This is a genomic window from Kitasatospora sp. NBC_00039 (assembly GCF_045160625.1).
Classification (GTDB): domain Bacteria; phylum Actinomycetota; class Actinomycetes; order Streptomycetales; family Streptomycetaceae; genus Kitasatospora.
Map to the genome: position 1 here is coordinate 7,076,844 of NZ_CP108289.1, position 22,042 is coordinate 7,098,885.

Consider the following 22,042-nt stretch of genomic DNA (forward strand, 5'->3'; position numbering starts at 1 on the left):
GCGCTGTGTCTCGCCGCCTGTTCACCTCGGAGTCCGTGACCGAGGGACACCCCGACAAGATCGCTGACCAGATCAGCGACACCATCCTCGACGCTCTGCTGCGGGAGGACCCGACCTCGCGGGTCGCCGTGGAGACGCTGATCACCACCGGCCAGGTGCACGTTGCCGGCGAGGTGACGACCAAGGCGTACGCGCCGATCGCGCAGCTCGTCCGGGACAAGATCCTGGAGATCGGCTACGACAGCTCGAAGAAGGGCTTCGACGGCGCCTCCTGCGGCGTGTCGGTGTCCATCGGTGCCCAGTCGCCCGACATCGCACAGGGTGTCGACACGGCGTACGAGGCCCGGGTCGAGGGCTCCGCCCAGGGGGACGACGCAGACGACCTGGACAAGCAGGGCGCCGGTGACCAGGGCCTGATGTTCGGCTACGCCTCGGACGAGACGCCGGAGCTGATGCCGCTGCCGATCACCCTGGCGCACCGCCTGTCGCGCCGCCTGTCCGAGGTGCGCAAGAACGGGACGATCCCGTACCTGCGCCCGGACGGCAAGACCCAGGTCACCATCGAGTACGACGGCGACAAGGCCGTCCGCCTGGACACCGTGGTCGTGTCCTCGCAGCACGCCAGTGACATCGACCTGGACTCGCTGCTGACCCCGGACATCCGCGAGTTCGTCGTCGAGCCGGAGCTGAAGGCGCTCGCCGAGCAGGGCATCAAGCTGGTGACCGACGGCTACCGCCTCCTGGTCAACCCGACCGGCCGCTTCGAGATCGGCGGCCCGATGGGCGACGCCGGCCTGACCGGCCGCAAGATCATCATCGACACCTACGGCGGCATGGCCCGTCACGGCGGTGGCGCCTTCTCGGGCAAGGACCCGTCCAAGGTGGACCGCTCGGCCGCGTACGCGATGCGCTGGGTGGCGAAGAACATCGTCGCCGCCGGCCTCGCCCGCCGCGCCGAGGTGCAGGTCGCGTACGCGATCGGCAAGGCCGAGCCCGTCGGCCTGTTCGTGGAGACCTTCGGCACCGAGACCGTTTCGGTGCTGGCGATCCAGAAGGCCGTGACCGAGGTGTTCGACCTCCGCCCGGCCGCGATCATCCGCGACCTCGACCTGCTGCGGCCCATCTACGCCCAGACCGCCGCGTACGGCCACTTCGGCCGTGAGCTGGCGGACTTCACCTGGGAGCGGACCGACCGGGTCGAGCAGCTGAAGAAGGCTGTGCAGGACTGATCATCTGATCGGCTCACCGCAGGCGGCGGCCCCCCGGGTATCGGGGAGCCGCCGCCTGCGGCGTTGGGCGGGGGTTGTTGGGGTTCTGTCGGTGTGACCTGGTAGTACTGGGAGCGATGAGCAGCGCGCAGGGGAGTGACGACGAGGGCGGGGGCCCGGAGCAGCTGGCGTTCATCCGCGAGACGGTCCGCCGGGCCAAGCCCCGGACGTGGCGTGGCGCCAAGCGGGCCGAGCACCTGCCGGTCGCCCGGGTGGTGGTCGACAAGGGCGTGCTGACCATCGACAAGTTCTTCGACTACGAGGTGCCCGCCGCGATGGCGGAGGAGGCGCTCCCCGGGGTCCGGGTCCGGGTGCGGTTCGGGGCCCGGGTGGTGAAGGGCCAGCGCGAGGGCGGGGAGCTGCACGACGGGTTCATCGTCGCCCGGCTGGAGAAGAGCGACTTCGCCGGCCCGCTGGCGCCGCTCGCCCAGGTGCTCTCGCCCGAGCCGGTGCTCACCCCGCACCTGCTGCGGCTCTGCCGGACCGTCGCGGACCGGTACGCCGGCACCCTGGCCGACGTCCTCCAGCTCGCCGTGCCTCCCCGGCACGCCAAGGCCGAGGCCGAGCCCTCGCCGGCCCCCCGGCCGCGGCCCGCCGCTCCGGGCCCGGGCGGCTGGTCGCGGTACCCCGCCGGACCGGACTTCCTCGCCTCGCTGGCCGGCGGCGGCTCGCCGCGCGCGGTCTGGACGGCGCTGCCCGGCCCCGGCTGGCCGTACGAGATCGCCCGGGCCGTCGCCGCCACCCTGGCGAGCGGACGCGGCGCGCTGGTCGTGCTGCCGGAGGGCCGCTCGGTGGCCCGGGTGGACCAGGCGCTGACCGAACTGCTGGGCGAGGGCATGCACGCCACTCTGGCCGCCGACCTCGGCCCCCAGGAGCGGTACCGGCGATGGCTGCTGGTCAGCCGGGGCTCGGTGCACGCCGCCGTCGGCACCCGCGCCGCGATGTTCGCGCCGGTGCGTGACCTCGGGCTGGTGGTCGTCTGGTCCGACGGCGACGGCAGCCACAGCGACCCGCGCGCCCCGCATCCGCACGTGCGCGAGGTGGCGCTGCTGCGCGCCGCCGAGGAGGGCGCGGGCGTACTGCTCGGCGGGCACGCCGTGACGGTCGAGGGCGCGCAGCTGGTCCGCACCGGGTGGGCCCGGCCGCTGGCCGCCGACCGGGAGACCGTCCGGCAGGTGGCGCCGCGGGTCCGTACCGTCACCGACCTGGACCAGCACCGGGACGCCGCCGCCCAGGCCGCCCGGCTGCCCTCGGTGGCCTGGGAAGTCGCCCGGGAGGCGCTGGCGGGCGGCGGGCCGGTGCTGATCCAGGTGCCCCGGCGGGGCTACGTCCCCCGGCTGGCCTGCGGCCGCTGCCGGACGCCCGCCCGGTGCCGGCGGTGCGAGGGGCCGTTGGAGGCGTCCTCCGCCGATGCGCCGCTGCGCTGCGCGTGGTGCGGGGAGCCGGAGAACGACTGGCACTGCCAGGAGTGCGGCTCGTTCCGGCTGCGGGCCCAGGTGGTCGGCGCGCGGCGGACGGCGGAGGAGCTGGGCAAGGCGTTCCCGCGCGTCCCGGTGCGGACCTCCGGACGGGACGCCGTGCTGGCGACCGTCCCCGACGAGCCTGCGCTGGTGATCTCCACCCCGGGCGCCGAGCCGGTGGTGGAGGGCGGCGGGTACGCGGCCGCGCTGCTGCTGGACGGATGGGCCCTGCTCAGCCGCCCCGACCTGCGGGCCGGGGAGGAGACGCTGCGGCTCTGGCTGGCCGCCGCCGCCCTGGTCAAGCCCTCGACGGAGGGCGGCACGGTGGTCGTCGTCGCCGAGCCGACCGCGCGGCCGGTGCAGGCGCTGGTCCGCTGGGACCCGCTCGGCCACGCCGGGCTGGAGCTGGACGAACGGGCGCAGCTGCACTTCCCGCCGGTGTCGCGGATGGCGTCGGTGGCCGGCAGCCCGGCGGCGGTCGCGGACCTCCTCGGGCTGATCCGGCTGCCGTCGGAGGCCGATGTGCTCGGTCCGGTGCCGGCGCCGGCGCTGCGGGGGGAGGAGCAGGAGCGGGCGCTGCTGAGGGTGCCGCCCGGGCAGGGCGCGGCGCTGGCGGCGGCGCTCAAGGCGGCGCAGATCGCGCGGATCGCGCTTCGGACGCCGGAGGCGGTGAAGGTGCGGATCGATCCGACCGACATCGGGTGAGGGACGGCGGGATGCCCGTCCCCCACCCGGGGCGTGCTGCCGCTCAGCCGCGTAGGGGGACGCCGGTGCGGTCGAGGCTGCTGCGGTCCAGGCCGCCGCGGTCGTGGCTGCCGCGGTCGTGGGGGGAGTGCTCGTGGGTGGAGCGGTCCAGTGCGGCGCGGTCCAGGCCGCCCTGGCGGGCCGCCGGGACGGTCGCGGCCAGCCCGGTCGGGGCGGGCGCGGCGGCCGGCAGCTCCTCGGAGCGGTCCGGGCGGCTCGGGCTCGGCACGCCGGAGGCCGGCACCCCGCCGGCCGCCAGCAGCTCGCTGGTCGGCCGGCGCATCCCGTACCGCCGGTGCACCGCCTGCTTGGTGACCCCGAGGGCCGAGCCCACCGAGTCCCAGGAGAAGCCCAGCGCCCGGTCGAACTCGACCGCCGCCGCCACCAGCGTCTCCACGCTCTCGCGCAGCTCCTGCGCGAGACGTACCGTCGGCGCCGGCGCCCGTCCGTACACCACGAACCCCGCAGAGGTGCTGGGGCGGCGCGGACGGTAGACGTTGCCCAACTGGGCGGTGAGCGTCCGCAGAGCGTCGACCTGCCGCCTCACCCGCTCGATGTCCCGCACCAGCAGGTGCAGGCTCGCCCGCGCCCGGGCGTCGTGATTGATCTGCTCGGCCATGGCCTACGTGCCACCTTCCGTACGGTTCAGCTCGGCCGGAACGCGGTGTCCCGCGCGTTCCGGCCCTGGTCAATCTCACTTGACCAACGCCCGACCGGGGGCCGGGGTCACGCAGCCCGGCGAGTCGGGATATGCCAGATGCCCGGGCGCGGCCGGAGGAGGACGGGTGGGATTGCATAGACTGGCCGGTGGCCGGCCCAACTTCAGCAGCCCGCCGGCCCCGACCTCCCGACGGACAGGAGCCCGTAGCCCGTGGCGATCCAGCCGATCCGCATCTTCGGAGACCCCGTCCTCCGGGCCACCGCGCAGCCGGTGATCACCTTCGACAAGGAGCTGCGCACCCTCGTCCGGGACCTGACCGACACCATGCTCGACGCCCCCGGCGCCGGCTTGGCCGCGCCTCAACTCGGCATCTCCCTGCGGGTGTTCACCTACCACGTGGACGGTGTCACCGGGCACCTGATCAACCCCGACCTGTCGCTCACCGAGGAGGAGCAGGACGGCCCCGAGGGCTGCCTCTCACTGCCGGGCCTGCGCTACGACACCAAGCGCGCGTACGGCGTCGTCGCCAAGGGCTTCGACATGTACGGCGACCCGGTCACCGTCGAGGGCACCCGACTGCTCGCCCGCTGCATCCAGCACGAGACCGACCACCTCGACGGCATCATCTTCATCGACCGCCTCGACCGCGAGCAGCGCAAGGCCGCGTTGAAGGCGATCCGCGAGACCGACTGGGGCGGCGCCCCCGCGCCCGTCGTCAAGGTCTCGCCGCACAGCACCTTCGGGTCGGCGCGCTGACGCCCGGCCGGGCCCCAGCCGCTTTCCTTCAGTTCTGACTGTTTGAACTCCCGCCACCAGAAAGGCACTTGATGCGCCTCGTGTTCGCCGGCACCCCCGAGGTCGCCGTTCCCGCCCTGGACGCCCTGCTCGCCTCCGACCGGCACGAGGTCGTCGCGGTGGTCACCCGCCCCGACGCCCCCGCCGGACGCGGCCGCAAGCTGGTCGCCAGCCCCGTCGCCCAGCGCGCCGAGGAGGCCGGGATCGAGGTCCTCAAGCCGGCGAAGCCCAGCGACCCGGAGTTCGTCGCCCGCCTCACCGAACTCGCCCCCGATTGCTGCCCGGTGGTCGCCTACGGCGCGCTGCTGCGCCCCGGCACGCTGGAGATCCCCAAGCACGGCTGGGTCAACCTGCACTTCTCGCTGCTCCCCGCCTGGCGCGGCGCCGCCCCCGTCCAGCACGCGGTGCTGGCCGGCGACGAGGTCACCGGCGCGTCGACCTTCCTGATCGAACAGGGCCTGGACTCCGGCCCGGTCTTCGGCGTCCTCACCGAGGAGATCCGCGCCACCGACACCAGCGGTGAACTGCTCGACCGGCTCGCCCGCTCCGGCGCCCACCTGCTCACCGCCACCATGGACGGCATCGCCGACGGCAGCCTGCACGCCGTCCCGCAGCCCGCCGAGGGCATCACGCTCGCGCCGAAGATCACCGTCGACGATGCCCGGATCGACTGGACCCACCCCGCGCTCCGCGTCGACCGGGTGGTGCGAGGCTGCGCCCCCGCCCCCGGCGCCTGGACCACGTTCCGCGGCGAGCGGCTCAAGGTCACCGGCCCCGTCAAGCTGGTGACGGACTCGTCGGCGCTCGCACCCGGGGAGCTGGCCGTCGGCAAGAACAGCGTCCGGGTCGGCACCGGCAGCCACGAGGTGGAGCTGGGCGAGGTGCGGCCGCAGGGCAAGAAGGCGATGCGGGCCGCGGACTGGGCACGGGGCGCGCGGATCGAGTCCGGGGAGCGGTTCGGTACCGGCGAGGAGTGATCCTGCCCGTGAGCCCACCGGCCCGGTGGGCCGGGGCCCGGGTTTGGCGTTACTGTTCGTTCGATGACGATCGCAGTACTTCCATGACCACCGCAGCACGTCGTCGACGAGCAGCACGTCGATAGCCACCGCAGCACGTCGATGACGACCGCAGCACCTCGATAACCACCGCAGCACTTTGAGGCACACCACATGAGCACGCCCAGCAGCACCCCCGGCGCCGGCCGCGCGCCCCGCCCGCACCGCCGTCCCAAGAAGGACCCGGCCCGGATCGTCGCCTTCCGCGCCCTGCGCGCCGTCGACGAGCGCGACGCCTACGCCAACCTGATCCTGCCCTCCCTGCTCCGCGAGGCCGAGCAGAAGGGCATGGACCGGCGCGACGCCGCCCTCGCCACCGAACTCGTCTACGGCACCCTGCGCCTGCAGGGCACCTACGACGCGGTCATCGCCGCCTGCATCGACCGCCCGCTCAGCAAGGTCGACCCGCCGGTGCTCGACGTGCTCTCGCTCGGCGCGCACCAGCTCCTCACCACCCGCATCCCCAGCCACGCGGCGGTCTCGGCCACCGTCGAACTGGCCCGGGTGGTCCTCGGCGACGGCAAGGCCAAGTTCGTCAACGCCGTGCTGCGCCGGATCAGCGCCCACGACCTCGACACCTGGATCGGGCAGGTCGCCCCGCCGTACGACCAGGACGCCGAGGACCACCTCGCCGTCGTCCACTCCCACCCCCGCTGGGTCGTCGCCGCCCTCTGGGACTCGCTCGGCCGCTGGCAGCCCGACGCCTCCGGGCGCGCCGCCGTGGAGGAGCTGCTGCGCGCCGACAACGAACGGCCCGAGGTCACCCTCGTGGCCCGCCCCGGCCGGGCCACCGTCGGCGAACTCGCCGACGCCCTCCCCGAGGCCGAGCCCGGCCGCTGGTCCCCGTACGCGCTGCGGCTCGCCGAAGGCGGCGACCCGGGCTCGGTGGAGGCCGTGCAGCAGAACCGGGCCGGCGTCCAGGACGAGGGCAGCCAGCTGGTCGCGCTCGCACTCGCCGCGGCACCGCTCGACGGACCCGACCGGCTCTGGCTGGACGGCTGCGCCGGCCCCGGCGGCAAGGCCGCGCTGCTCGGCGCACTGGCCGCCGAGCGGGGCGCCGCGCTGGTCGCCAGCGAGAGGCAGCCGCACCGCGCCCGGCTGGTCGCCCGCGCACTCGAAGGCAACCCCGGCCCGTACACCGTGATCGCCGCCGACGGCACCCGGCCGGCGTGGAAGTCCGGCGGCTTCGACCGGGTCCTGGTGGACGTCCCCTGCTCCGGCCTCGGCGCGCTGCGCCGCCGCCCGGAGGCCCGCTGGCGCCGCCGCCCGCAGGACGTCGCCGCCGTCGGCCCGCTCCAGCGGGACCTGCTGCGCTCGGCCATCGAGGCCACCCGCGTCGGCGGCGTCGTCGGCTACGCGACCTGCTCGCCGCACCTCGCGGAGACGCGCGCGGTCGTGGACGACGTGCTGCGCGAGCAGGGCGGCCGGGTCGAGTGGATCGACGCGCGCCCGCTGCTGCCGGGCGTCCCGTCGCTGGGCGAGGGGCCGGACGTGCAGCTCTGGCCGCACCTGCACGGGACGGACGCGATGTACCTGGCGCTGCTGCGGCGGACCGCGTAGCCGTTCGGGGCGGGGGCGTCAGGGGCGCCGAGGGCCGGTCGCGTGGCGACCGGTGCTCGGCGCCCTCGCCTTTGGGCGGTGCCCCGGTCGGGGTGGCGGGCTTGCATCTCCCGTAGGGGGAGGCGCGAGGGTGGGGGCATGAACGGCGACACGCTCTGTTCGATCGGTGATCTGGCGCGGCGGACGGCGCTCACGGTGAAGACCGTCCGGTTCTACTCCGACCAGGGTCTGGTGGTGCCGGCCGGGGTCGAACCGGACTCTCCGCAGGCCGGGAGGTGGCCGCGGCGATCGTCCTGAGGTGCGCGCAACTCGTGGACGGGGAAGGCGAGTTGGCGGTGCGCTCGGAGCGGATGAGCGACCCGCGGCGGGAGCGCTACCTGGAGCTGCTCGCGGTGGTCAACGGTCGGTCGGTGCCGGAGAGTTCGGCCGCCGTGCTGGACTGGGCGGTCAGGGCGCTGCGAGCGCGGCGAGGAGAGCGGCGGAGGGGGTGCGTTCGCCGCCGGCGGGCCGCGGCGGATCAGGGGCGGGGTCGACGCTTGTCGCGTTTCGCACGGGCCTGGGCGAGGTACCTGCGGCTGGTGAGGGTGTCGGGGTGGGTGTCGCCGAGGACCTGTTCGCGTTGGGCGAGGGTGGATTCGTAGAGGGCGATGGCGCGTTCGTAGTCGCCGGCGACCTCGTAGGCGTAGGCGAGGTGGTTGCGGCTGGTCAGGGTGTCGGGGTAGGTGTCGCCGAAGAGCTGCTCGTGCTGGGTGAGGGTGGTCTCGAAGAGGGCGATGGCGCCTTGGAGGTCGCCCGCGGTCTGGTACGCGAAGGCGAGGTCGGTGCGGCTGTTCAGGGTGTGGGGGTGCGTGCTGCCGAGGACCTGTTCGCGCTGGGCGAGGGTGGATTCGTGCAGGGCGATGGCGCGTTCGAGGTCGCCCGCCCTCCGGTAGGCGTAGGCGAGGTCGCTGCGGGTGGCGAGGGTGTCGGGGTGCATGTCACCGAGGACCTGTTCGCGCTGGGCGAGGATGGTTTCGTGCAGGGCGATGGCGCGTTCGAGGTCGCCCGCCCTCCGGTAGGCGTAGGCGAGGTCGGTGCGGCTGTTCAGGGTCTCGGGGTGGGTCTCGCCGAAGAGCTGCTCGTGCTGGGTGAGGGTGGTCTCGAAGAGGGCGACGGCGCGTTCGTGGTCGCCGGCTGCCCGGTAGGCGTAGGCGAGGTCGCCGCGGCTGCGCAGGGTGTGCGGGTGCGTGCTGCCGAGGACCTGTTCGCGTTGGGCGAGGGTGGTCTCGAAGAGGGCGACGGCGCGTTCGAGGTCGCCCGCCCTCCGGTAGGCGTAGGCGAGGTGGCTGCGACTGCGCAGGGTCTCGGGGTGGGTGTCGCCAAGGACCTGTTCGCGTTGAGCGAGGGTGGATTCGTAGAGAGGGATGGCACGTTGGATGTCGCCCGCGACCTCGTGGGCGTAGGCGAGGTCGTCGCGGCCGGTCAGGGTGCTGGGGTGGGCGCTCCCGAGGGTCCGCTCGCGGTGCGCGAGCAGGGCTTCGCGCAAGGCGATGGTGCGGGCGTTGTGGCGGCGGCGGTGGAGGTAGCGGGCGGCGGTGTCGTAGTGCTCGATCGCCGGGGCGTCCCGGTGGCCGGGCGGGGTGCCGGCGGCGAGGGCGATGAGGTGGGGGATGAGAGCGTCCCAGGCCGGGTCCGGGGCCGGGGCCGGGAGGTGGTCGGGTGGTTCGGTGAGGGCGTCGAAGGCGGTGGTGAGGGCGTGTTCGGCGTGGGCGCGGCCCGGGTGGCCGGGGGCGGTGCGCAGCACGGTCTGGAGGAGGCGGTGGATGGAGACGGTCTCGGGGGTGAGGGCGATCATGCTGTAGCTGCTGAGGGCGCCGAGCGCTTCGGCGAGTGAGTCGTCCTCGTCGTCCAGGTGCCGGAGCAGGGTGACGGGGATGTCGTCGGGGGCCAGCCAGGCGAGCGTGTGGAGGACCTCGATCGCGAGCGGCGCGCGGGTGGTGAGAGCGGAGAGGGTCTGGGTCCAGACGCGCGCGATGGTGCGTTCGGCGTCGGTGCCCTCGGCGGCCCGGTCGAGCTTGCCGGCCAGCTTGCGGCGGTAGGCGCCGATGGAGATCGTGCGGTTCTGTGCCAGGTAGGCGCCGGCCTGGTCGAGGGCGAGCGGGAGGTGCCCGAGGTCGGCGGCGAGGGCCCGGGCGTCGAGGAGTTGGCGCGGGGTGGGCGGGGCGCCGTGGAGAGCGTGGTCGCAGAGGAGGGCGGCGGCTTCGTCGGGGGCGAGGGTGCCCAGGGCCCGGGTGACGACGGCGCGTGGCCAGCCGGTGGCGCGGCGGGTGGTGATGAGGAGGTGTCCGCCGGTGAGGGAGCCCAGGTAGGGGTGCAGGTCGCGCGGGTCCTCCGCGTTGTCGAGGACGAGGAGCCACCCCGGGTGCCAGTGGAGCCAGTTGAGCGCCCAGGTGATCCGCTCCTGATCGGCGGCGTGTGCGGCCCAGGTGGGGGCGAGCCGTGCGGCCAGCGCGGCGAGGGACTGTTCCAGCCGGGCCGGGGACTCGGCGTTGATCCACCAGATGAGGATGTGGTCGTCGCGCCGGCAGTGGGCGTAGTACAGCGCGAGGGTCGTCTTGCCGATGCCGCCGAGCCCGTGGACGACCGGCACCGGTGTGACGGCGGAGCCGCCGTCGGCGGTCAGCACGCGCTGAAGCCAGGCGAGTTCGTCCTCGCGGCCGACACAGAGCGGGCGCGGGCCGAGGTTGTTGGTGCCGGGTGGGGCGGGGGTGTCGCGGGCCGAGGCGAGCGCGTCGGCGCTCAGGATGACGTTGCCGGTGATGACGTCGCCGGTGATGGCGGTGCCGATCGAGCCTGCGGCGATCGAGCGCGGGCCCGCGGCGGTGGCCGACGTGGCGGCGGGGTCGGTCACGAGTCGGTGCGGTGCCCGTCGCCGGTGATGGCGGTGCGGATGGTGTGGGCCGCGATCGAACGTTCGCCGGCCGCGGTGACGGTGATCGAGGGCGCCGGCCGGGCGGTGAGGAACTCGGCGAGCTCGCTGCGGAGTTCGGGGTCCTCGCGCAGGGCGCGCCGGAGGTGCAGGCGCAGTGCCGCTGCGACGGCGTCCGGGTCCTCGTCCGCGTCCGCGACCGTCGCCTCCAGTTCGGCGCGCCGCGTGGCGTCGCCGCGGCGCCAGACGCGCTGGAGCAGACGGCGGCCGGCATTGGCGGTGGCGTCGGCCGCGGCGTCCTCGGCGCGGGTGAGGACGGCGGTGCCGTAGGCGCCCAGGGCGCCCGTCAGGTAGGGGCCGGCCTGGGTCAGGAGTTCGGCGATCTCTGCGCTCAACGGATCCGCCCCGGGGAGTGGTTGACCTGGTGTCAACAGCCATTCTGGCACTACCGGGCGGCTTCGGGCAGCGGGTCGGAGCGGTAGGGCTTCGGTCGGTTCGGGGGTGGGGTGTGGGTCGGTACGGAGGGTGGGGGTTCGGTGGTTCGGGAGGGTGGGGTGTGGGTCGGTTCGGGAGGGTGGGGGTTCGGTGGTTCGGGAGGGTGGGGTGTGGGTCGGTTCGGGAGGGTGGGGCCTCGGCCGGTTCGGAGGCGGTGCCTCAGCCGCGGGCGCGGAGGCGGCGGAGCATGCGCGCGTCCTGGAAGCCGACGGCCCGGGCGGCGGACTCGGCGGTCGCGCCGTGGGAGATGAGGTGTTCGGCTCGCTCGACGCGGAGTTCCTGCTGGTAGCGGAGCGGGGTGAGCCCGGTGGCCTCGGTGAAGTGGCGGGTCAGGGTCCGTTCGCTGACGCCGGAGGCCGCGGCGAGGCCGGCGAGGCCGAGACGGGTGGTGAAGCGGGCGTCGATGAGGTCCTGCGCGCGGTGGACGGCGTCGACCAGGTGGGCGCGGTGCCGGAGCATGGCGCTGGTCTGCTGCTCGTCGCCGTTGCGCCGGGCGTAGACGACCATCTCGCGGGCGATCCGGGCGGCCGCAGCGGGTCCGTGGCGCACGGCGACGAGGTGCAGGGCGAGGTCGATGCCGCTGGCGATGCCGGCGGAGGTGACCACGCGGTCGTCCACCACGTAGAGCACGTCGCGGACGACGGTCGCCCGAGGATGGCGCAGGGCGAGTTCGTCCTGCACGTCGTGGTGGGTGGTGCAGCGGCGGCCGTCCAGCAGCCCGGCGCGGCCGAGGGCGTCGGCCCCCGCGCAGACGCTGGCGACGGTGCCGCCCGCCGCGTGGTGCGCGGCCAGTCGGCCCAGGGTGGCCGGCTGCAGCTCGCCGTGGGCCCGCAGCACGGGGGCGCGCCAGCCGGGGACGACGAGCAGGTCGTCGGCGGTCAGCTCCGGCCACGCGGTGGTGGCCCGGAGGGTGAGGCCCTGGGCGGTCGGGACGTCCTCCTGCTCGGCCACGTAGCCGATCTCGTACCCGAGGCCGTGGCCGGCCGCGGTGGAGAACACCTGGGCGGGCCCGGCGAGGTCGAGCAGGTGCAGCTGCGGCACGAGCAGGAAGACGACACGTGTCACGATCCGGTCAGCTCCTCGACGGTGGCGATCCGGGCGAACCGCCCGGCGAGAGCGTACTCGGTGCGGGCGATGACCTCGTCGGTGGAGAGGGTGAGCGGGTCGGCGAGGATCTCGTCCAGGCTGCGCCCGGGCGGGGCGTCGCGGTGCTCGATGGGGTGGGTCGCGGTGGCGTCGGTGACGAAGGTGACCCGGTACCCGAGGTCGGCGGCGATCCGGGTGGTGGTCTCGCAGCACTGCTCGGTGCGGATGCCGCTGACGACCAGTTCGCGGATGCCGCGCTCGGTGAGCAGCTGCTGCAGGTTGGTGGTGGTGAAGGCGTTGTGCGAGGTCTTGGTGATGACGGGCTCGCCGGCGGCGGGGGTGAGGCCCTCGATCGGGCGGACGTGGCCGAGGGCGGGGTCGAAGACGTTGCCGGTGCCGGGCTCGGCGTGCAGGACCCAGACGACGAGGCCACCGTTGGCGCGGGTGCATTCGACGAGGCGGTTCACCTGGCCGACGATGCCGGGGTTGGAGACGGCCGCCCAGTTGGCCCGCTGCCGGAAGGACTCCTGGACGTCGATGACGACGAGTGCGCTGTTCATGCCTCGATCATGGTGGGTGCGGGCACGCGCCTGAAGGCATCATCGGGGCCGGGTGCGGAACGATCCGGTCAGGGTGAACAGGCCGGTGGCTACGGGCGGCCGGTGCCGTCGAGGCCGGTGCCGCCGAGGCGGGTGGTCAGCTCGGAGAGCAGGCCGACGTCCTGAGGGCTCCAGCGCGGTGCGGCGAACACCTCGTCGGCGACGTGCCGGGCGGTGGCCAGCATGTCGGTGAGCCGCTCGCGGCCGGTGTCGGTGAGCGAGGCGTAGGCGACCCGGGCGTCGCGCGCGTCCGACTCGCGTGTCACCAGGCCGATGCGCTCCAGTGGTGCCAGCCCGCGGGTGACGCCGGAGGCGGTCAGGCCGAGCGCCTCGGCGAGGTCCACCCGGCGCAGCCGGCCGCCGGGCGCCTGCCCCAGGCGGAGCAGCAGGGTGAAGTCGGCCAGGCTGACGCCGTGCAGGCCGCTCAGGCTCGAGTCGAACCGCTTCACCAGTGCCGCCTGTGCGCGCAGCAGACGCAGGGACGCGTCCAGGGTCTCACTCATTGCTGCCTCCTTGACTGCTCAAGCATATCAGCGGACTGGGCAGTCAAGGACGGGCAGAAGGGGGGAGGGGGCGGGGTCAGTCGGTGCGGCCGGCGGCGGCGCGGCGCTGCCGCTTGCCGAGGGCGGCCTGGGAGAGGTCCTCGGCCTGGGAACGCAGGTTCTTGTAGCCGAAGCCGCCTTCGGCGAGCCAGGCCTTCGCCGCCTCCTCGGCGCGTTCGGTCGCGTTCAGGATGTCCTCCTCCGCCTCGCCGGAGTCGAGGAAGCGGAAGGTGAAGGCGGTACGGGCGGTGAGGTCGTAGCTGAGGTGGCCCTCGGGGGTGAAGGCCGCGCGGAGGATGCTGTGCTCGGCGGCGTCGGCGAGGAGTCGGGCGCGCTGGTCGGCGGTGAGTTCGTCGAAAACGCCGCGGACCATGATGCGGAAGGTGCGAGTGGTCATCCCTCGACCCTAGCCAGGGGGCGGGGCCGGTTCCACCGCGTTTCCGCCGGGGGCGTCGGGGCGTCGCCTGGGGATGCCCGGGGGCGTCGGCTGGGGATGCGGGTCGCGGCCGGGGAGGCTGGGACGTGTCCGGGGGCGTCGGGACGCCGTCTGGGGATGCCGGGGCGTCGCCTGGGGATACCGGGGTGTCGAGGGCCCCCGCCCGGTGAGGGGCGGGGGCGGGGGGAGGGGCCTGGGCGGAGGGACCCCAATGTGGCTCAGGCCTCCGTGAGGGCCGCCGGGCCCGGGGCGGTGCCGCCGGTGGGGTCCTCCTGTGCTGCGGGCTTCGATGCCGCGGGTTCCCTGAGCGCGGGCCAGCGGATCCGGGTGGCGCAGAGCGAGACGATCCCCGCCGAGGCGGCGACCGCTCCCATGCCCCAGGTCAGGCTGCCCGCGTTGGCGATGAAGCCGATCACGGCCGGGCCCGCCAGCAGGCCGGTCGTGCCCATGGCGGCGACCAGCGAGAGCGCGTCCGAGCCCTGTCGGGCCGCCGCCACGTACACGCAGGGGGTCACGGCTGCGACGCCCACGCCGACCGAGGCGAAGCCGATGAGCGTCGGTACCAGGCCGCCGACCAGCAGGGCCATCGCCAGGCCGAACCCGGCCAGCACGCCGCCGGCCCGGACGATCCGGCCGTCGCCGATGCGGCTGCGCCAGCCGTCGGCGAAGATCCGGGCCAGCACCATCATCACCGAGACGACCGCGATGCCCATCGGCGCCAGCGACGGCGCGGCGTGCACGACGTCCTTGATGTAAAGCGCCGACCAGTCGTTCATCGCGCCCTCGGTGACGGTACCGAAGACCATCGCGAGGCCCATCCAGATCGTCACCCGGGAGGGGAGGGAGAGCTTGCGGCGCTTCTCCGTCGCAGGCTCGTTCGGGACGGTCTCCTCGGCGGGCCGGTCCTCACGGAGCAGGCCCGGCTGGGCGAGGCCGAGAACGAGTACGAGCAGTGCGGTCGCCACGCCGAAGTGGACGGCGAGGGACGTGGTGAAGGCGTTGATGCCGGAGGCGAGCAGCGCGGCCAGCAGCGAGCCGCCGCTGAACGTCGCGTGCAGCCGGGACATCGCGGTCCGCTCGTACCGGACCTCCAGTGCCGCGCCCTGGGCGTTCATCGCGACGTTCAGGCAGCCGACGGCGACGCCGTCGCAGAACACGACCAGCAGGGTGACCGGGTAGTTGGGCACCACGGAGAGGGCGAGCAGGACGGCGCCCAGCGCGAGTGCCGAGACGGACGCCAGCACGCGCGAGCCCAGGCGCCTCATCAGGACCGCGACGAGGGGGAAGGAGACGGCGGCGCCCACGCCGCAGACCATCAGCAGCAGGCCGATCTCGGCTTCGCCCAGGTCGAGCCGGGTGCGGAGCGCGGGGAGCCGCGAGACCCAGGTCGCGTACTGGAAGCCGAGGAAGAGGAACAGTGCCGCGATGGCCAGTTGTGCCCGGCGGTAGTCATCGCGAACGCGGAACATGTGCATCAGCCCACTTCGACTCTCGGTGGTGACCCGGCCAGCGGGTCGTTGGTGTGCGCGATGGCGCCGGCCCCGGCGCTTGCCGCGACGGTGGTGGTCGGGACGGGCTTCAGGGGTGACAGGGCCATCGACATGTAGAGCGCGCGGTCGCCGTAGCTCTCCGGGAGCGCGACCTCGGGGTCGGCCCGGTAGCCGAGCGGCGCCCAGAGGACCTCGCTGCCACGGACGGCCACCAGCGAGATGGTGGCGTACCCCCGGGCCCGGGCGGTCTCGGCGAGACGGCCGAGCATCAGCGGCGCCAGCCCGCGGCCGCGCAGCTCCTCGGAGATGACGAGGTCGTGGGCGTGCATGTTCGTCGGCCTGCCGGTCGGCCTCCCCGGAAGGCCGCCGGACGCTTCCGCGAGGTCGCCGGACGTTTCCAGACCGTCGGACGCCTCCGCCAGGCTCAGGTCCGGGCACCGGAACAGCGGGTACGGCAGGGCGAGCAGGTAACCGCCGAACCGGCCCCGGTACTCCAGCGCGAAGCAGGAGCCGGGCGAGGCGCGGCCCCGGGACTCCAGGGCGGCCCGGCCCTCGGACAGGCCGCTCGCGGCGTAGGCGCGCTCCTCCAGCGCGACCACGTCGTCCCAGTCACCGGCGGCCAGCCGGCGGATGCGGATGTCGTCGGACATCTACTCGGAACCTCCCATGGAGACGTCGCCCCTGCCGATGCAGGTGTACGGGAGCGGCTGGAATCCGTTGAAGCCCTGCGTCATGTAGGCGGTGGCGTACGCGCCGCAGGAGAAGATCCAGACCGGGTCCCCCGAGGCGGCGGCGAGCGGCACCCGGACCAGGCCGTCCTCGTGGGCGTACGCGTCGTCGCTGTCGCAGGTCGGGCCCGCGACGACGGCGGGCACGACCTGGACGGGCTCGCCGTCCCGGCCGTCCTGGCCGGCACCGCGGTTCCCGCCGTTCCCGCGGTTCGCTCCGTCCCCGCCGTCCCCGCCGTCCCCGCCGTCCCCGCCGTCCCCGCCGTTCGCTCCGGAGGCGTGGGTGGGGAACTCCAGCCGGTACTGCAACTCGTCCATCTCGTAGAGGCCGTTGAACTTGCCGCAGCTCAGGTAGAGCCAGTGCTGCTGCTCGCCGGAGAGCTGCTGCCGCGCCGACAGGCGGGCGACGTGGGCCCGGATGGCACCGTGGTCGGCGACCAGGTGACGGCCCGGCTCCAGCAGGAACTCCAGCGGCGAGGCCGCCACCTCCCGCAGGCGCTGCATGCCCTCCCGGATCACGGCGAACATCTTGTCCACCGGCGGGTCGAGCGGCCGCCCCCGCTTGTCGAGGACGCCGAGGGCGGGCAGCCCGCCGCCGAGGTTGATGTGGTCCAGCCGGATGCCCCGGCTGGTCAACGTCTCGACCAGGGCGGCCAGTTCGTCCAGTGCACTCTGCCAGGCGCCGGAGGTCATCTGCTGCGAACCGACGTGGACGGAGAGCCCGGACGGGGTCAGCCCCGCCGCCCGCGCCGCCTCCAGGACCAGGACGGCGTCCTCGGGCGAGCAGCCGAACTTCCGGCTGAGGCCCCAGAGTGCCCCCTCCCCGGTGGTCGCGAGCCGGCAGAACACCCGGGCGCCCGGGGCGTGAACGGCCAGCGCGGCGACGTCCGCCAGGCTGTCCGTCGCGAAGTCGCGGACGCCTAGCCGGTACGCCTCGGCGATGTTCCGGTCGGACTTGACGGTGTTGCCGTAGTGGATCCGCCCGACCGGGACGCCGGCCCGCAGCGCCTGTCCGATCTCGTGCGGGCTGGCCGCGTCGCAGCCGGCGCCCAGCTGCGCCAGGGTGGCGAGCACCTCGTCGACCGGGCACGCCTTCATGGCGAACCGGACGGTGATGCCGGGCAGTTCCCGCAGCAGCGCCGCGTACTGGCCCGCGATGCCGTCGAGGTCGTAGATGATCCGGTCGTCGGTGCCAGCGGCCAGGGCGGCGCGCAGGGCCGCGCTGGGGAGGGCCGCGCTGGGGAGGGCTCTGCCGGGAAGGGGCGTGTTGGGAATGGCCGGGTTGCGTAGGGGCGTGCCGGGAACGGCGGCGCCGGGAGGGAAAGGCCTGTTCTGTTGCATCGTCAGCAGCTCCATGGGCCCGGCTACCGGGCCGTCCGGCCGAGGCCGGTGGTCCGGCTCGCCCGGACCAGTGGGCCCCAGGCCTCGATCAGCCGGGCGAAGGACTCGGCGTCGGCCTGCGCCTCGTCCAGCAGCTGCTCGCGACGGGGGGCCAGGTGATCGGCGAACTCTGCGTACTTGCCACCCAGTTCGCGGTAGCAGCGGTCGAGTACGGCGAGCCGGCGGTGGTTCTCGGCGCGGTCGGTGCCGATGCTGCGCCGGACCGAGTCGAGGATCGCGTCGACGCGGACGTGGTGCTCGCCGTCGAGAAGGGCGTCGAGCGCCTCCTCCATGTCGAAGTAGACCGGGTAGAGGTAGAGCATCGACAGCAGGAACTTGGTGAACCGCACCTGGTAGGCGGTGAATCCGGGACCGGTCCGCCGCTCGGGGGTGTAGTAGTTCACGATGTTGCGGTTGTGGACGACGCCGGGGAGTGTCGCGTCGCGGACCACGTGGAGGAGGAAGTAGTCGCTGCCGATGGTGTCGGTCGCGGGCGGCAGCGGCACGCGCTCGTACACCTCGTGGTCGAGGCCGAGGTTGCACATGTCCACCCGCCAGATGTCGGGGAGGTCCAGGACCGACCGGTCGGCGGTGAACGGCTCGGTGCCGGCGCCGGTGAACGAGTCGTCCACCAGCTCCCGCTTCTCCTCCTCCGACGCCCCGGCCGGGGCCCAGAGGCCCACCACCTCGTAGTAGAGGGCCGGGTCCAGCTCCCTGATCTCGCCGATGTCGACCGAGGGTTCACCGACGAAGGAGCTGCCCACCATGGTCACCGGCTTCTCGGCGTGCACCGGGTCGAGCGTGTTGTGGGTGACGCCGGGTATCGCGTCGGCGGCCCGCTTGCCGAGCGAGAGCAGCTCGTGGTGGATCGGGAACACCGGCTTTCCGTCGAGGAGTTGGTAGGCGCTGTCGGAGTCACGGCGGTGGACGGAGGTGCAGCCCAGGGCGGCGGCGAGCAGGAAGGCCCGGTTGGTGCAGGCGCCGTAGGAGACGGCGTCGGGGAGCATCAGGCCGAGGACGGTGTCCGGATCGGCGACGCCGGAGCGGTGGATCACCGCTCGCAGGAACGCGCGCTGGCGGGCCTCGTCGAGGTGGTGCACGATCACGTTCGGCGTCTCGGGCAGCGCGGCGGCCGCCTTGGCGTGCACGGCGAACGTCGGCTCGTCGGAGGAGTCCAGGACGAGCAGGTGGACCTCGACGCCGAAGTGCTCGGCCGCGTACGCCGCCTCCTCGCCGATCGCCGAAATCGTGGCGGCGCAGGCCCGGTTGGTGGGAAGGGTCAGGCAGATCCTGTGCATGCCGGTTCTCCGGTTCACCCTTCGGCGTCCTGCGCCTCGGCGTGCTGGGGGTCCTGGTCGGTGGCGGGCTTCCGGTCCTGCTCGTGCCACGACTCGAGGCCGAGCAGCCTGGCGCCGAGGCCGTTGAGCTCCGCGCGGCCGTACCGCAGCGACTCGTGCCGGCGCGCGTCGCCTACCAGCGTCCTGTTCCAGGTCGGCGTGGAGAGGTCGTGCCAGGACTCGATCCGCGAACGCCTCAGCTCCTCGTGCTCCTCCAGCGCCGGCATCATCGACAGGTACTGGACCGCGCGGACACCGCCCGCCGAGGTGTTCCGGGCCACGCCGTGGGCCAGCATGCCGTTCCAGATCAGCAGGTCGCCGGCGCTCAGCTCGGGCCGGACCACCGGGAACTCGGCGCGGTCGACGGCGGGCCGGATCGGGTCCCGGTCGGCCGGCTGGGCTGCCTGCCACTGGTTGAACTGCCGGAACAGCTCCGGGTTGCACTGGAAGCCGCCCTGGTCCGCCCGGGTGTCGTTGAGCGCGATGATTCCCTGGACGCGCTGCGGCAGAATGCCCTGCGTGGTGTCGACGTCCCAGTGCAGCTCGATGTCGAACCCCTTGTCGGTCGGCTCGATCAGCGCGCGGTCACGGTTGTTCACGTTCGGCGGGTTGAGGTTGAGCCGGTCCAGCGTGACCCACAGCTCCTCGCAGTCCCAGACGTCGACGAACGCGTCGTACACCCGCTGCGCCTGGCGGCTGTCCCAGATCAGCTGGTGCTGGTACGCCTCCACGAAGCCGTAGACGTGCAGGTGCTGGTCCAGCTCGTCACGGAACTCCCGCTCCTCGTACCAGGTTTCCGGCCGCTCGGGGTCGAGCCCCTGGAAGTCCCAGGCGAAGTCCAGCAGGCGCTTGGCCGCCTCGGCGGGAATCGCCTCCTTCACGACCACGTAGCCGTAGGTCTGCCAGAAGGTGAAGTCGTCCTCGGAGAGCACGCGCAGCGGCCGGGACTTCTCGATGTCCTTCAGCGGCGTCCGGGCGAGGTAGGCCTCGCCGTCGTTGCTGAAGTACGGACGGTCCGACGCGGCCCGGTAGAGATATCCGTCAGGGGTCGGCATGCAATCACTCCAAGGATCGGAATACTTCGTGCGGCCAGGCGTGAACCGCGGCCTGGCGGTGGGTTGGTGGCGGTCGCGTCCGGCCGTCGCGTCCGGCCGGTCGCGCGCGTACGGGAGTGTGGGCGTGCGGGATTGTGGGCGTGTGGGCGTGTGGTGGTGACGACGGGCACAGTGGACCGGTGTGGTGTGCGGACGGGGCCGACGCTTGCGGTCCGGCGTGGCGCTCGAAGGGGAGAGGTACCGGGCGGCGATCGCCAACGGACCGTCGTGAAGGGGATGCTGGGGGGAGGTCGGTGAAGCCGGCCTGGGTCTGCCGCCCGCGGGTGAGGGTGTGACCGCCTGGGCAGGGGGCGTGACAGCCCGGGCAGGGCTGCCGGGTGCCATGGAGGTTGCGATGCTCGCGGTTCCCGGGCGGGTTCTCACGGTCACGCGGTCACGCGGTCGCTGCGAGTGCTGCTGGGGTTGCTGTTGCGGGTGCTGCTGCGTCGCTGCGCGTGCTGCGGGTCGTCCGCGGAGACAGGGCCGGGGGTTCCTTCCTCCTTCTGGTGCTGGAAGCCCCTCGCGGGTCGTTGACACCGTTGGCGGACATGCGGAGTTGTGGGCCAACTCGCCTATCCGGCAGGGCGTCTCGCCAGGACTTTTCGCCTCGTCAAACGTGCTTTCCCCTACGGTGGACTAGACCAACTTGTGATGTCAACCCTTGTTCCGGGAGAGCCGGGTGGTGCTTCTGTGGCCACCCGGACAGGCGGTGACCCGTGCCGGACCTGCGGCCGTGGAAACGGCTCCGGTGGCGGGTGGCGGCTCCCGCCCGAAAGGGCAGCAGGAGTCGCCCTCTCGGGCAGGACGGCCGGTCCGGGCCGCGGTGGACCGGCAGTTGACCGCCGGTGGGATGGCCGAGCCGGCTCCACCGTTCGAGGGCCGCCCGATCTGTAGCGTCAGGTCCTGAGCCCCTGAGGCCCTGAGCCCTGAGCCCCTGAGCCCCTGAGGCCCTGAGCCCTGAGCCCCTGAGCCCCCTGAGACCCTGAGCCCTGAGCACCGAGTCGGCCTCGGGGCGGACGCCAGCTGCTCCATCCGCCCGGCCGGGGCCGGGCGGAACCGAGGCGCACCGTCGGTGTGGGGCCCGGCGTCCGGGGGCGGGCCGCGGTTGCCGGCCGGCGCCCCGGCGGGGGGAAGGTCACGGGGTGGTCAGGTGGAGACCACGCGCAGGAAAAAGGTGGTCCCGATCCTGCTGGTCGGACCCGGGGAGGGCCTTGACGGGGTGAATTGCGAAGGGTGATGGTTGGCCGCTGACATGTCATGTGTGCTGTTGCACCGTCCTCGGCGGAACCCGCCCGACGCCGTCGGTCGGGAGGGTCCGGCCGTCGTGCGAGGGGGAGGGGGAGGCCATGGAGCTGGAGCTGCGGCACCTTCGGGTGTTGTGTGCCATCGCCGACGCCGGGAGCGTCGGCCGGGCCGCCGCACTGCTCGGCGCCTCGCAGCCGGCCACCAGTACACAACTGCGCCGGATCGAACGCCACTTGGGTGCGCCACTGTTCGAGCGTACGGCCCTGGGGGTGGCGCCGACCTGCTTCGGGGTCGAGGTGCTGGCCGCCGCCCGCGACCTGCTCATGCGCGCCGACGGCCTGGGGCGCCGCCCGGACTCTCCCGACGGGCCGGCCCGCCGGGAGCTGCGCCTGGCCGCGACCAACTCGCCGATGCTGCCGGGGCTGGTCACCCGGGCTCGTCAGCAGCGTCCCGACCAGCGGTTCACGGTGACCTCCGTCTACCGGTCCTCCGATATCGTCGACCTGTTGGAGCAGGGGGACGCGGACGCCGCCGTGGCCGTGGACTACCCGGGCCAGGAGCTGCGCCACTCGCCGTCCGTCGCCCATCGCGGCATCGTCACCGAGCCCGTCTTCGTCGTCCTCCCGGCCGACCACCGGCTCCGGCACCGTACCGAGATCGACCTGGTCGACCTGGCCGACGAGGACTGGTTCCTGACCCCGGACGACGGGGCCGGCTGGCACGGCGTCTTCTACGGCGCCTGCGCCGCGGCGGGGTTCACGCCGGCGACCGTGCACGCGTTCCTCGGCGGGCGGCTGGAGCTCCAGGAGATGGTCGCCGCCGGGCTGGGGATCTCCGCCGTCCAGGCGACCACCCGGCCGCTCGCCCACGTGGTGGTCAAACCGCTTGCCGGGACGCCGATCTGGGTCCGCCACCTGCTGGTCTGGCGGCCCGGCGGGGTGAGCGGGGAGGTGGTGGAGACCCTGTTCGGTGCGGCGGCCGCGGCGTACCGGGACCTGATCGCCGCCTCGCCGGCCTTCCAGGCCTGGGCCGCGCGGACGTACCGGCCGACCCGGCCGTAGCGGCCGTAGCGGGCGGTTCGGGGCGGTTCGGGGTGCGCCGGGACTCCTTCGCGATCACGTGAGGCCGTGTTATGGCCGGTCGAACAGATGTCATATGA

Annotated in this window: 18 protein-coding genes and 1 pseudogene; 7 read left to right on the forward strand and 12 right to left on the reverse strand. The window is 73.7% G+C overall.

Annotated elements, in window-relative coordinates; genetic code table 11:
• The first annotated feature begins 5 nt into the window (after positions 1-5).
• Entirely contained in the window at positions 6-1,229 is a 1,224-nt protein-coding gene (gene metK / locus OG286_RS31615) for a methionine adenosyltransferase (RefSeq protein WP_396321636.1), read from the forward strand.
• A gap of 116 nt (positions 1,230-1,345) precedes the next feature.
• A complete protein-coding gene (locus tag OG286_RS31620; protein WP_396321635.1) occupies positions 1,346-3,433 on the forward strand; it encodes a primosomal protein N' in 2,088 nt (695 codons plus the stop codon).
• A 43-nt stretch (positions 3,434-3,476) separates the two neighbouring features.
• Here OG286_RS31620 and OG286_RS31625 read toward each other — a convergent pair whose 3' ends face one another.
• On the reverse strand, positions 3,477-4,091 hold the full coding sequence (locus OG286_RS31625) for a hypothetical protein (protein ID WP_405359240.1): 615 nt from the start codon (positions 4,089-4,091) through the stop codon (positions 3,477-3,479).
• Positions 4,092-4,343: 252 nt separating this feature from the next.
• Here OG286_RS31625 and def point away from each other — a divergent pair, with 252 nt between their 5' ends.
• The 4 genes and pseudogenes from def to OG286_RS31645 all read left to right on the forward strand — a co-directional run.
• Positions 4,344-4,889, forward strand: coding sequence for a peptide deformylase (gene def / locus OG286_RS31630; protein WP_396321633.1), 546 nt, complete (start codon positions 4,344-4,346; stop codon positions 4,887-4,889).
• Positions 4,890-4,960: 71 nt separating this feature from the next.
• Positions 4,961-5,905, forward strand: coding sequence for a methionyl-tRNA formyltransferase (fmt, locus tag OG286_RS31635; protein WP_396321632.1), 945 nt, complete (start codon positions 4,961-4,963; stop codon positions 5,903-5,905).
• A 192-nt stretch (positions 5,906-6,097) separates the two neighbouring features.
• Positions 6,098-7,543 carry an RsmB/NOP family class I SAM-dependent RNA methyltransferase gene (locus OG286_RS31640; RefSeq protein WP_396321631.1) on the forward strand — a complete coding sequence of 482 codons (1,446 nt, stop codon included), beginning with the start codon at positions 6,098-6,100 and terminating at the stop codon, positions 7,541-7,543.
• A 138-nt stretch (positions 7,544-7,681) separates the two neighbouring features.
• Positions 7,682-7,798: pseudogene (locus OG286_RS31645) on the forward strand (MerR family transcriptional regulator); the annotation flags it as partial.
• Between the two features lie 262 nt (positions 7,799-8,060).
• Here the strand turns inward: OG286_RS31645 and fxsT are convergent.
• The 11 genes from fxsT to OG286_RS31700 form a co-directional block, all read right to left on the reverse strand.
• Positions 8,061-10,433 (reverse strand): FxSxx-COOH system tetratricopeptide repeat protein, encoded by a 2,373-nt coding sequence (gene fxsT / locus OG286_RS31650; RefSeq protein WP_405365937.1) that lies wholly within the window; start codon positions 10,431-10,433, stop codon positions 8,061-8,063.
• On the reverse strand, positions 10,430-10,846 hold the full coding sequence (locus OG286_RS31655) for a hypothetical protein (RefSeq protein ID WP_396321629.1): 417 nt from the start codon (positions 10,844-10,846) through the stop codon (positions 10,430-10,432). Before OG286_RS31655 ends, fxsT begins: the two co-directional genes overlap by 4 nt.
• Before the next feature lie 259 nt (positions 10,847-11,105).
• Positions 11,106-12,011, reverse strand: a complete 906-nt coding sequence (locus OG286_RS31660) for a GlxA family transcriptional regulator (RefSeq protein WP_405359235.1) — start codon at positions 12,009-12,011, stop codon at positions 11,106-11,108.
• The gene (locus tag OG286_RS31665; protein ID WP_396321627.1) at positions 12,008-12,592 is read right to left on the reverse strand and encodes a cysteine hydrolase family protein; all 585 of its coding nucleotides are present in this window, start codon (positions 12,590-12,592) and stop codon (positions 12,008-12,010) included. The genes OG286_RS31660 and OG286_RS31665 overlap by 4 nt, the downstream gene beginning before the upstream one ends.
• Before the next feature lie 89 nt (positions 12,593-12,681).
• Positions 12,682-13,134 carry a MarR family winged helix-turn-helix transcriptional regulator gene (locus OG286_RS31670; RefSeq protein WP_405365938.1) on the reverse strand — a complete coding sequence of 151 codons (453 nt, stop codon included), beginning with the start codon at positions 13,132-13,134 and terminating at the stop codon, positions 12,682-12,684.
• Positions 13,135-13,210: 76 nt separating this feature from the next.
• The gene (locus OG286_RS31675) at positions 13,211-13,570 is read right to left on the reverse strand and encodes a DUF6204 family protein (protein WP_405365939.1); all 360 of its coding nucleotides are present in this window, start codon (positions 13,568-13,570) and stop codon (positions 13,211-13,213) included.
• A 257-nt stretch (positions 13,571-13,827) separates the two neighbouring features.
• Positions 13,828-15,078 carry an MFS transporter gene (locus OG286_RS31680; RefSeq protein WP_405365940.1) on the reverse strand — a complete coding sequence of 417 codons (1,251 nt, stop codon included), beginning with the start codon at positions 15,076-15,078 and terminating at the stop codon, positions 13,828-13,830.
• Positions 15,079-15,083: 5 nt separating this feature from the next.
• Entirely contained in the window at positions 15,084-15,749 is a 666-nt protein-coding gene (locus tag OG286_RS31685) for a GNAT family N-acetyltransferase (RefSeq protein WP_405359229.1), read from the reverse strand.
• Positions 15,750-17,249 (reverse strand): type III PLP-dependent enzyme, encoded by a 1,500-nt coding sequence (locus OG286_RS31690; RefSeq protein ID WP_405366087.1) that lies wholly within the window; start codon positions 17,247-17,249, stop codon positions 15,750-15,752. It lies immediately after the preceding gene.
• On the reverse strand, positions 17,192-18,505 hold the full coding sequence (locus OG286_RS31695; protein WP_405359225.1) for a DUF6271 family protein: 1,314 nt from the start codon (positions 18,503-18,505) through the stop codon (positions 17,192-17,194). The genes OG286_RS31690 and OG286_RS31695 overlap by 58 nt, the downstream gene beginning before the upstream one ends.
• Positions 18,506-18,519: 14 nt before the next feature.
• The gene (locus OG286_RS31700) at positions 18,520-19,599 is read right to left on the reverse strand and encodes a phytanoyl-CoA dioxygenase family protein (RefSeq protein WP_405359223.1); all 1,080 of its coding nucleotides are present in this window, start codon (positions 19,597-19,599) and stop codon (positions 18,520-18,522) included.
• A 1,385-nt stretch (positions 19,600-20,984) separates the two neighbouring features.
• Here OG286_RS31700 and OG286_RS31705 point away from each other — a divergent pair.
• Entirely contained in the window at positions 20,985-21,944 is a 960-nt protein-coding gene (locus tag OG286_RS31705) for a LysR family transcriptional regulator (protein ID WP_405359221.1), read from the forward strand.
• The last annotated feature ends 98 nt before the right edge of the window (positions 21,945-22,042 follow it).

What these genes read in the sequence shown, in the direction of transcription:
- OG286_RS31620 (WP_396321635.1), top strand. Translation starts at nt 1,346, where the DNA reads ATGAGCAGCGCGCAGGGGAGTGACGACGAGGGCGGGGGCCCGGAGCAG.
- OG286_RS31625 (WP_405359240.1), bottom strand. Translation starts at nt 4,091, where the DNA reads ATGGCCGAGCAGATCAATCACGACGCCCGGGCGCGGGCGAGCCTGCAC.
- fmt (WP_396321632.1), top strand. Translation starts at nt 4,961, where the DNA reads ATGCGCCTCGTGTTCGCCGGCACCCCCGAGGTCGCCGTTCCCGCCCTG.
- OG286_RS31640 (WP_396321631.1), top strand. Translation starts at nt 6,098, where the DNA reads ATGAGCACGCCCAGCAGCACCCCCGGCGCCGGCCGCGCGCCCCGCCCG.
- OG286_RS31665 (WP_396321627.1), bottom strand. Translation starts at nt 12,592, where the DNA reads ATGAACAGCGCACTCGTCGTCATCGACGTCCAGGAGTCCTTCCGGCAG.
- OG286_RS31670 (WP_405365938.1), bottom strand. Translation starts at nt 13,134, where the DNA reads ATGAGTGAGACCCTGGACGCGTCCCTGCGTCTGCTGCGCGCACAGGCG.
- OG286_RS31675 (WP_405365939.1), bottom strand. Translation starts at nt 13,570, where the DNA reads ATGACCACTCGCACCTTCCGCATCATGGTCCGCGGCGTTTTCGACGAA.
- OG286_RS31680 (WP_405365940.1), bottom strand. Translation starts at nt 15,078, where the DNA reads ATGTTCCGCGTTCGCGATGACTACCGCCGGGCACAACTGGCCATCGCG.
- OG286_RS31685 (WP_405359229.1), bottom strand. Translation starts at nt 15,749, where the DNA reads ATGTCCGACGACATCCGCATCCGCCGGCTGGCCGCCGGTGACTGGGAC.
- OG286_RS31695 (WP_405359225.1), bottom strand. Translation starts at nt 18,505, where the DNA reads ATGCACAGGATCTGCCTGACCCTTCCCACCAACCGGGCCTGCGCCGCC.
- OG286_RS31700 (WP_405359223.1), bottom strand. Translation starts at nt 19,599, where the DNA reads ATGCCGACCCCTGACGGATATCTCTACCGGGCCGCGTCGGACCGTCCG.
- OG286_RS31705 (WP_405359221.1), top strand. Translation starts at nt 20,985, where the DNA reads ATGGAGCTGGAGCTGCGGCACCTTCGGGTGTTGTGTGCCATCGCCGAC.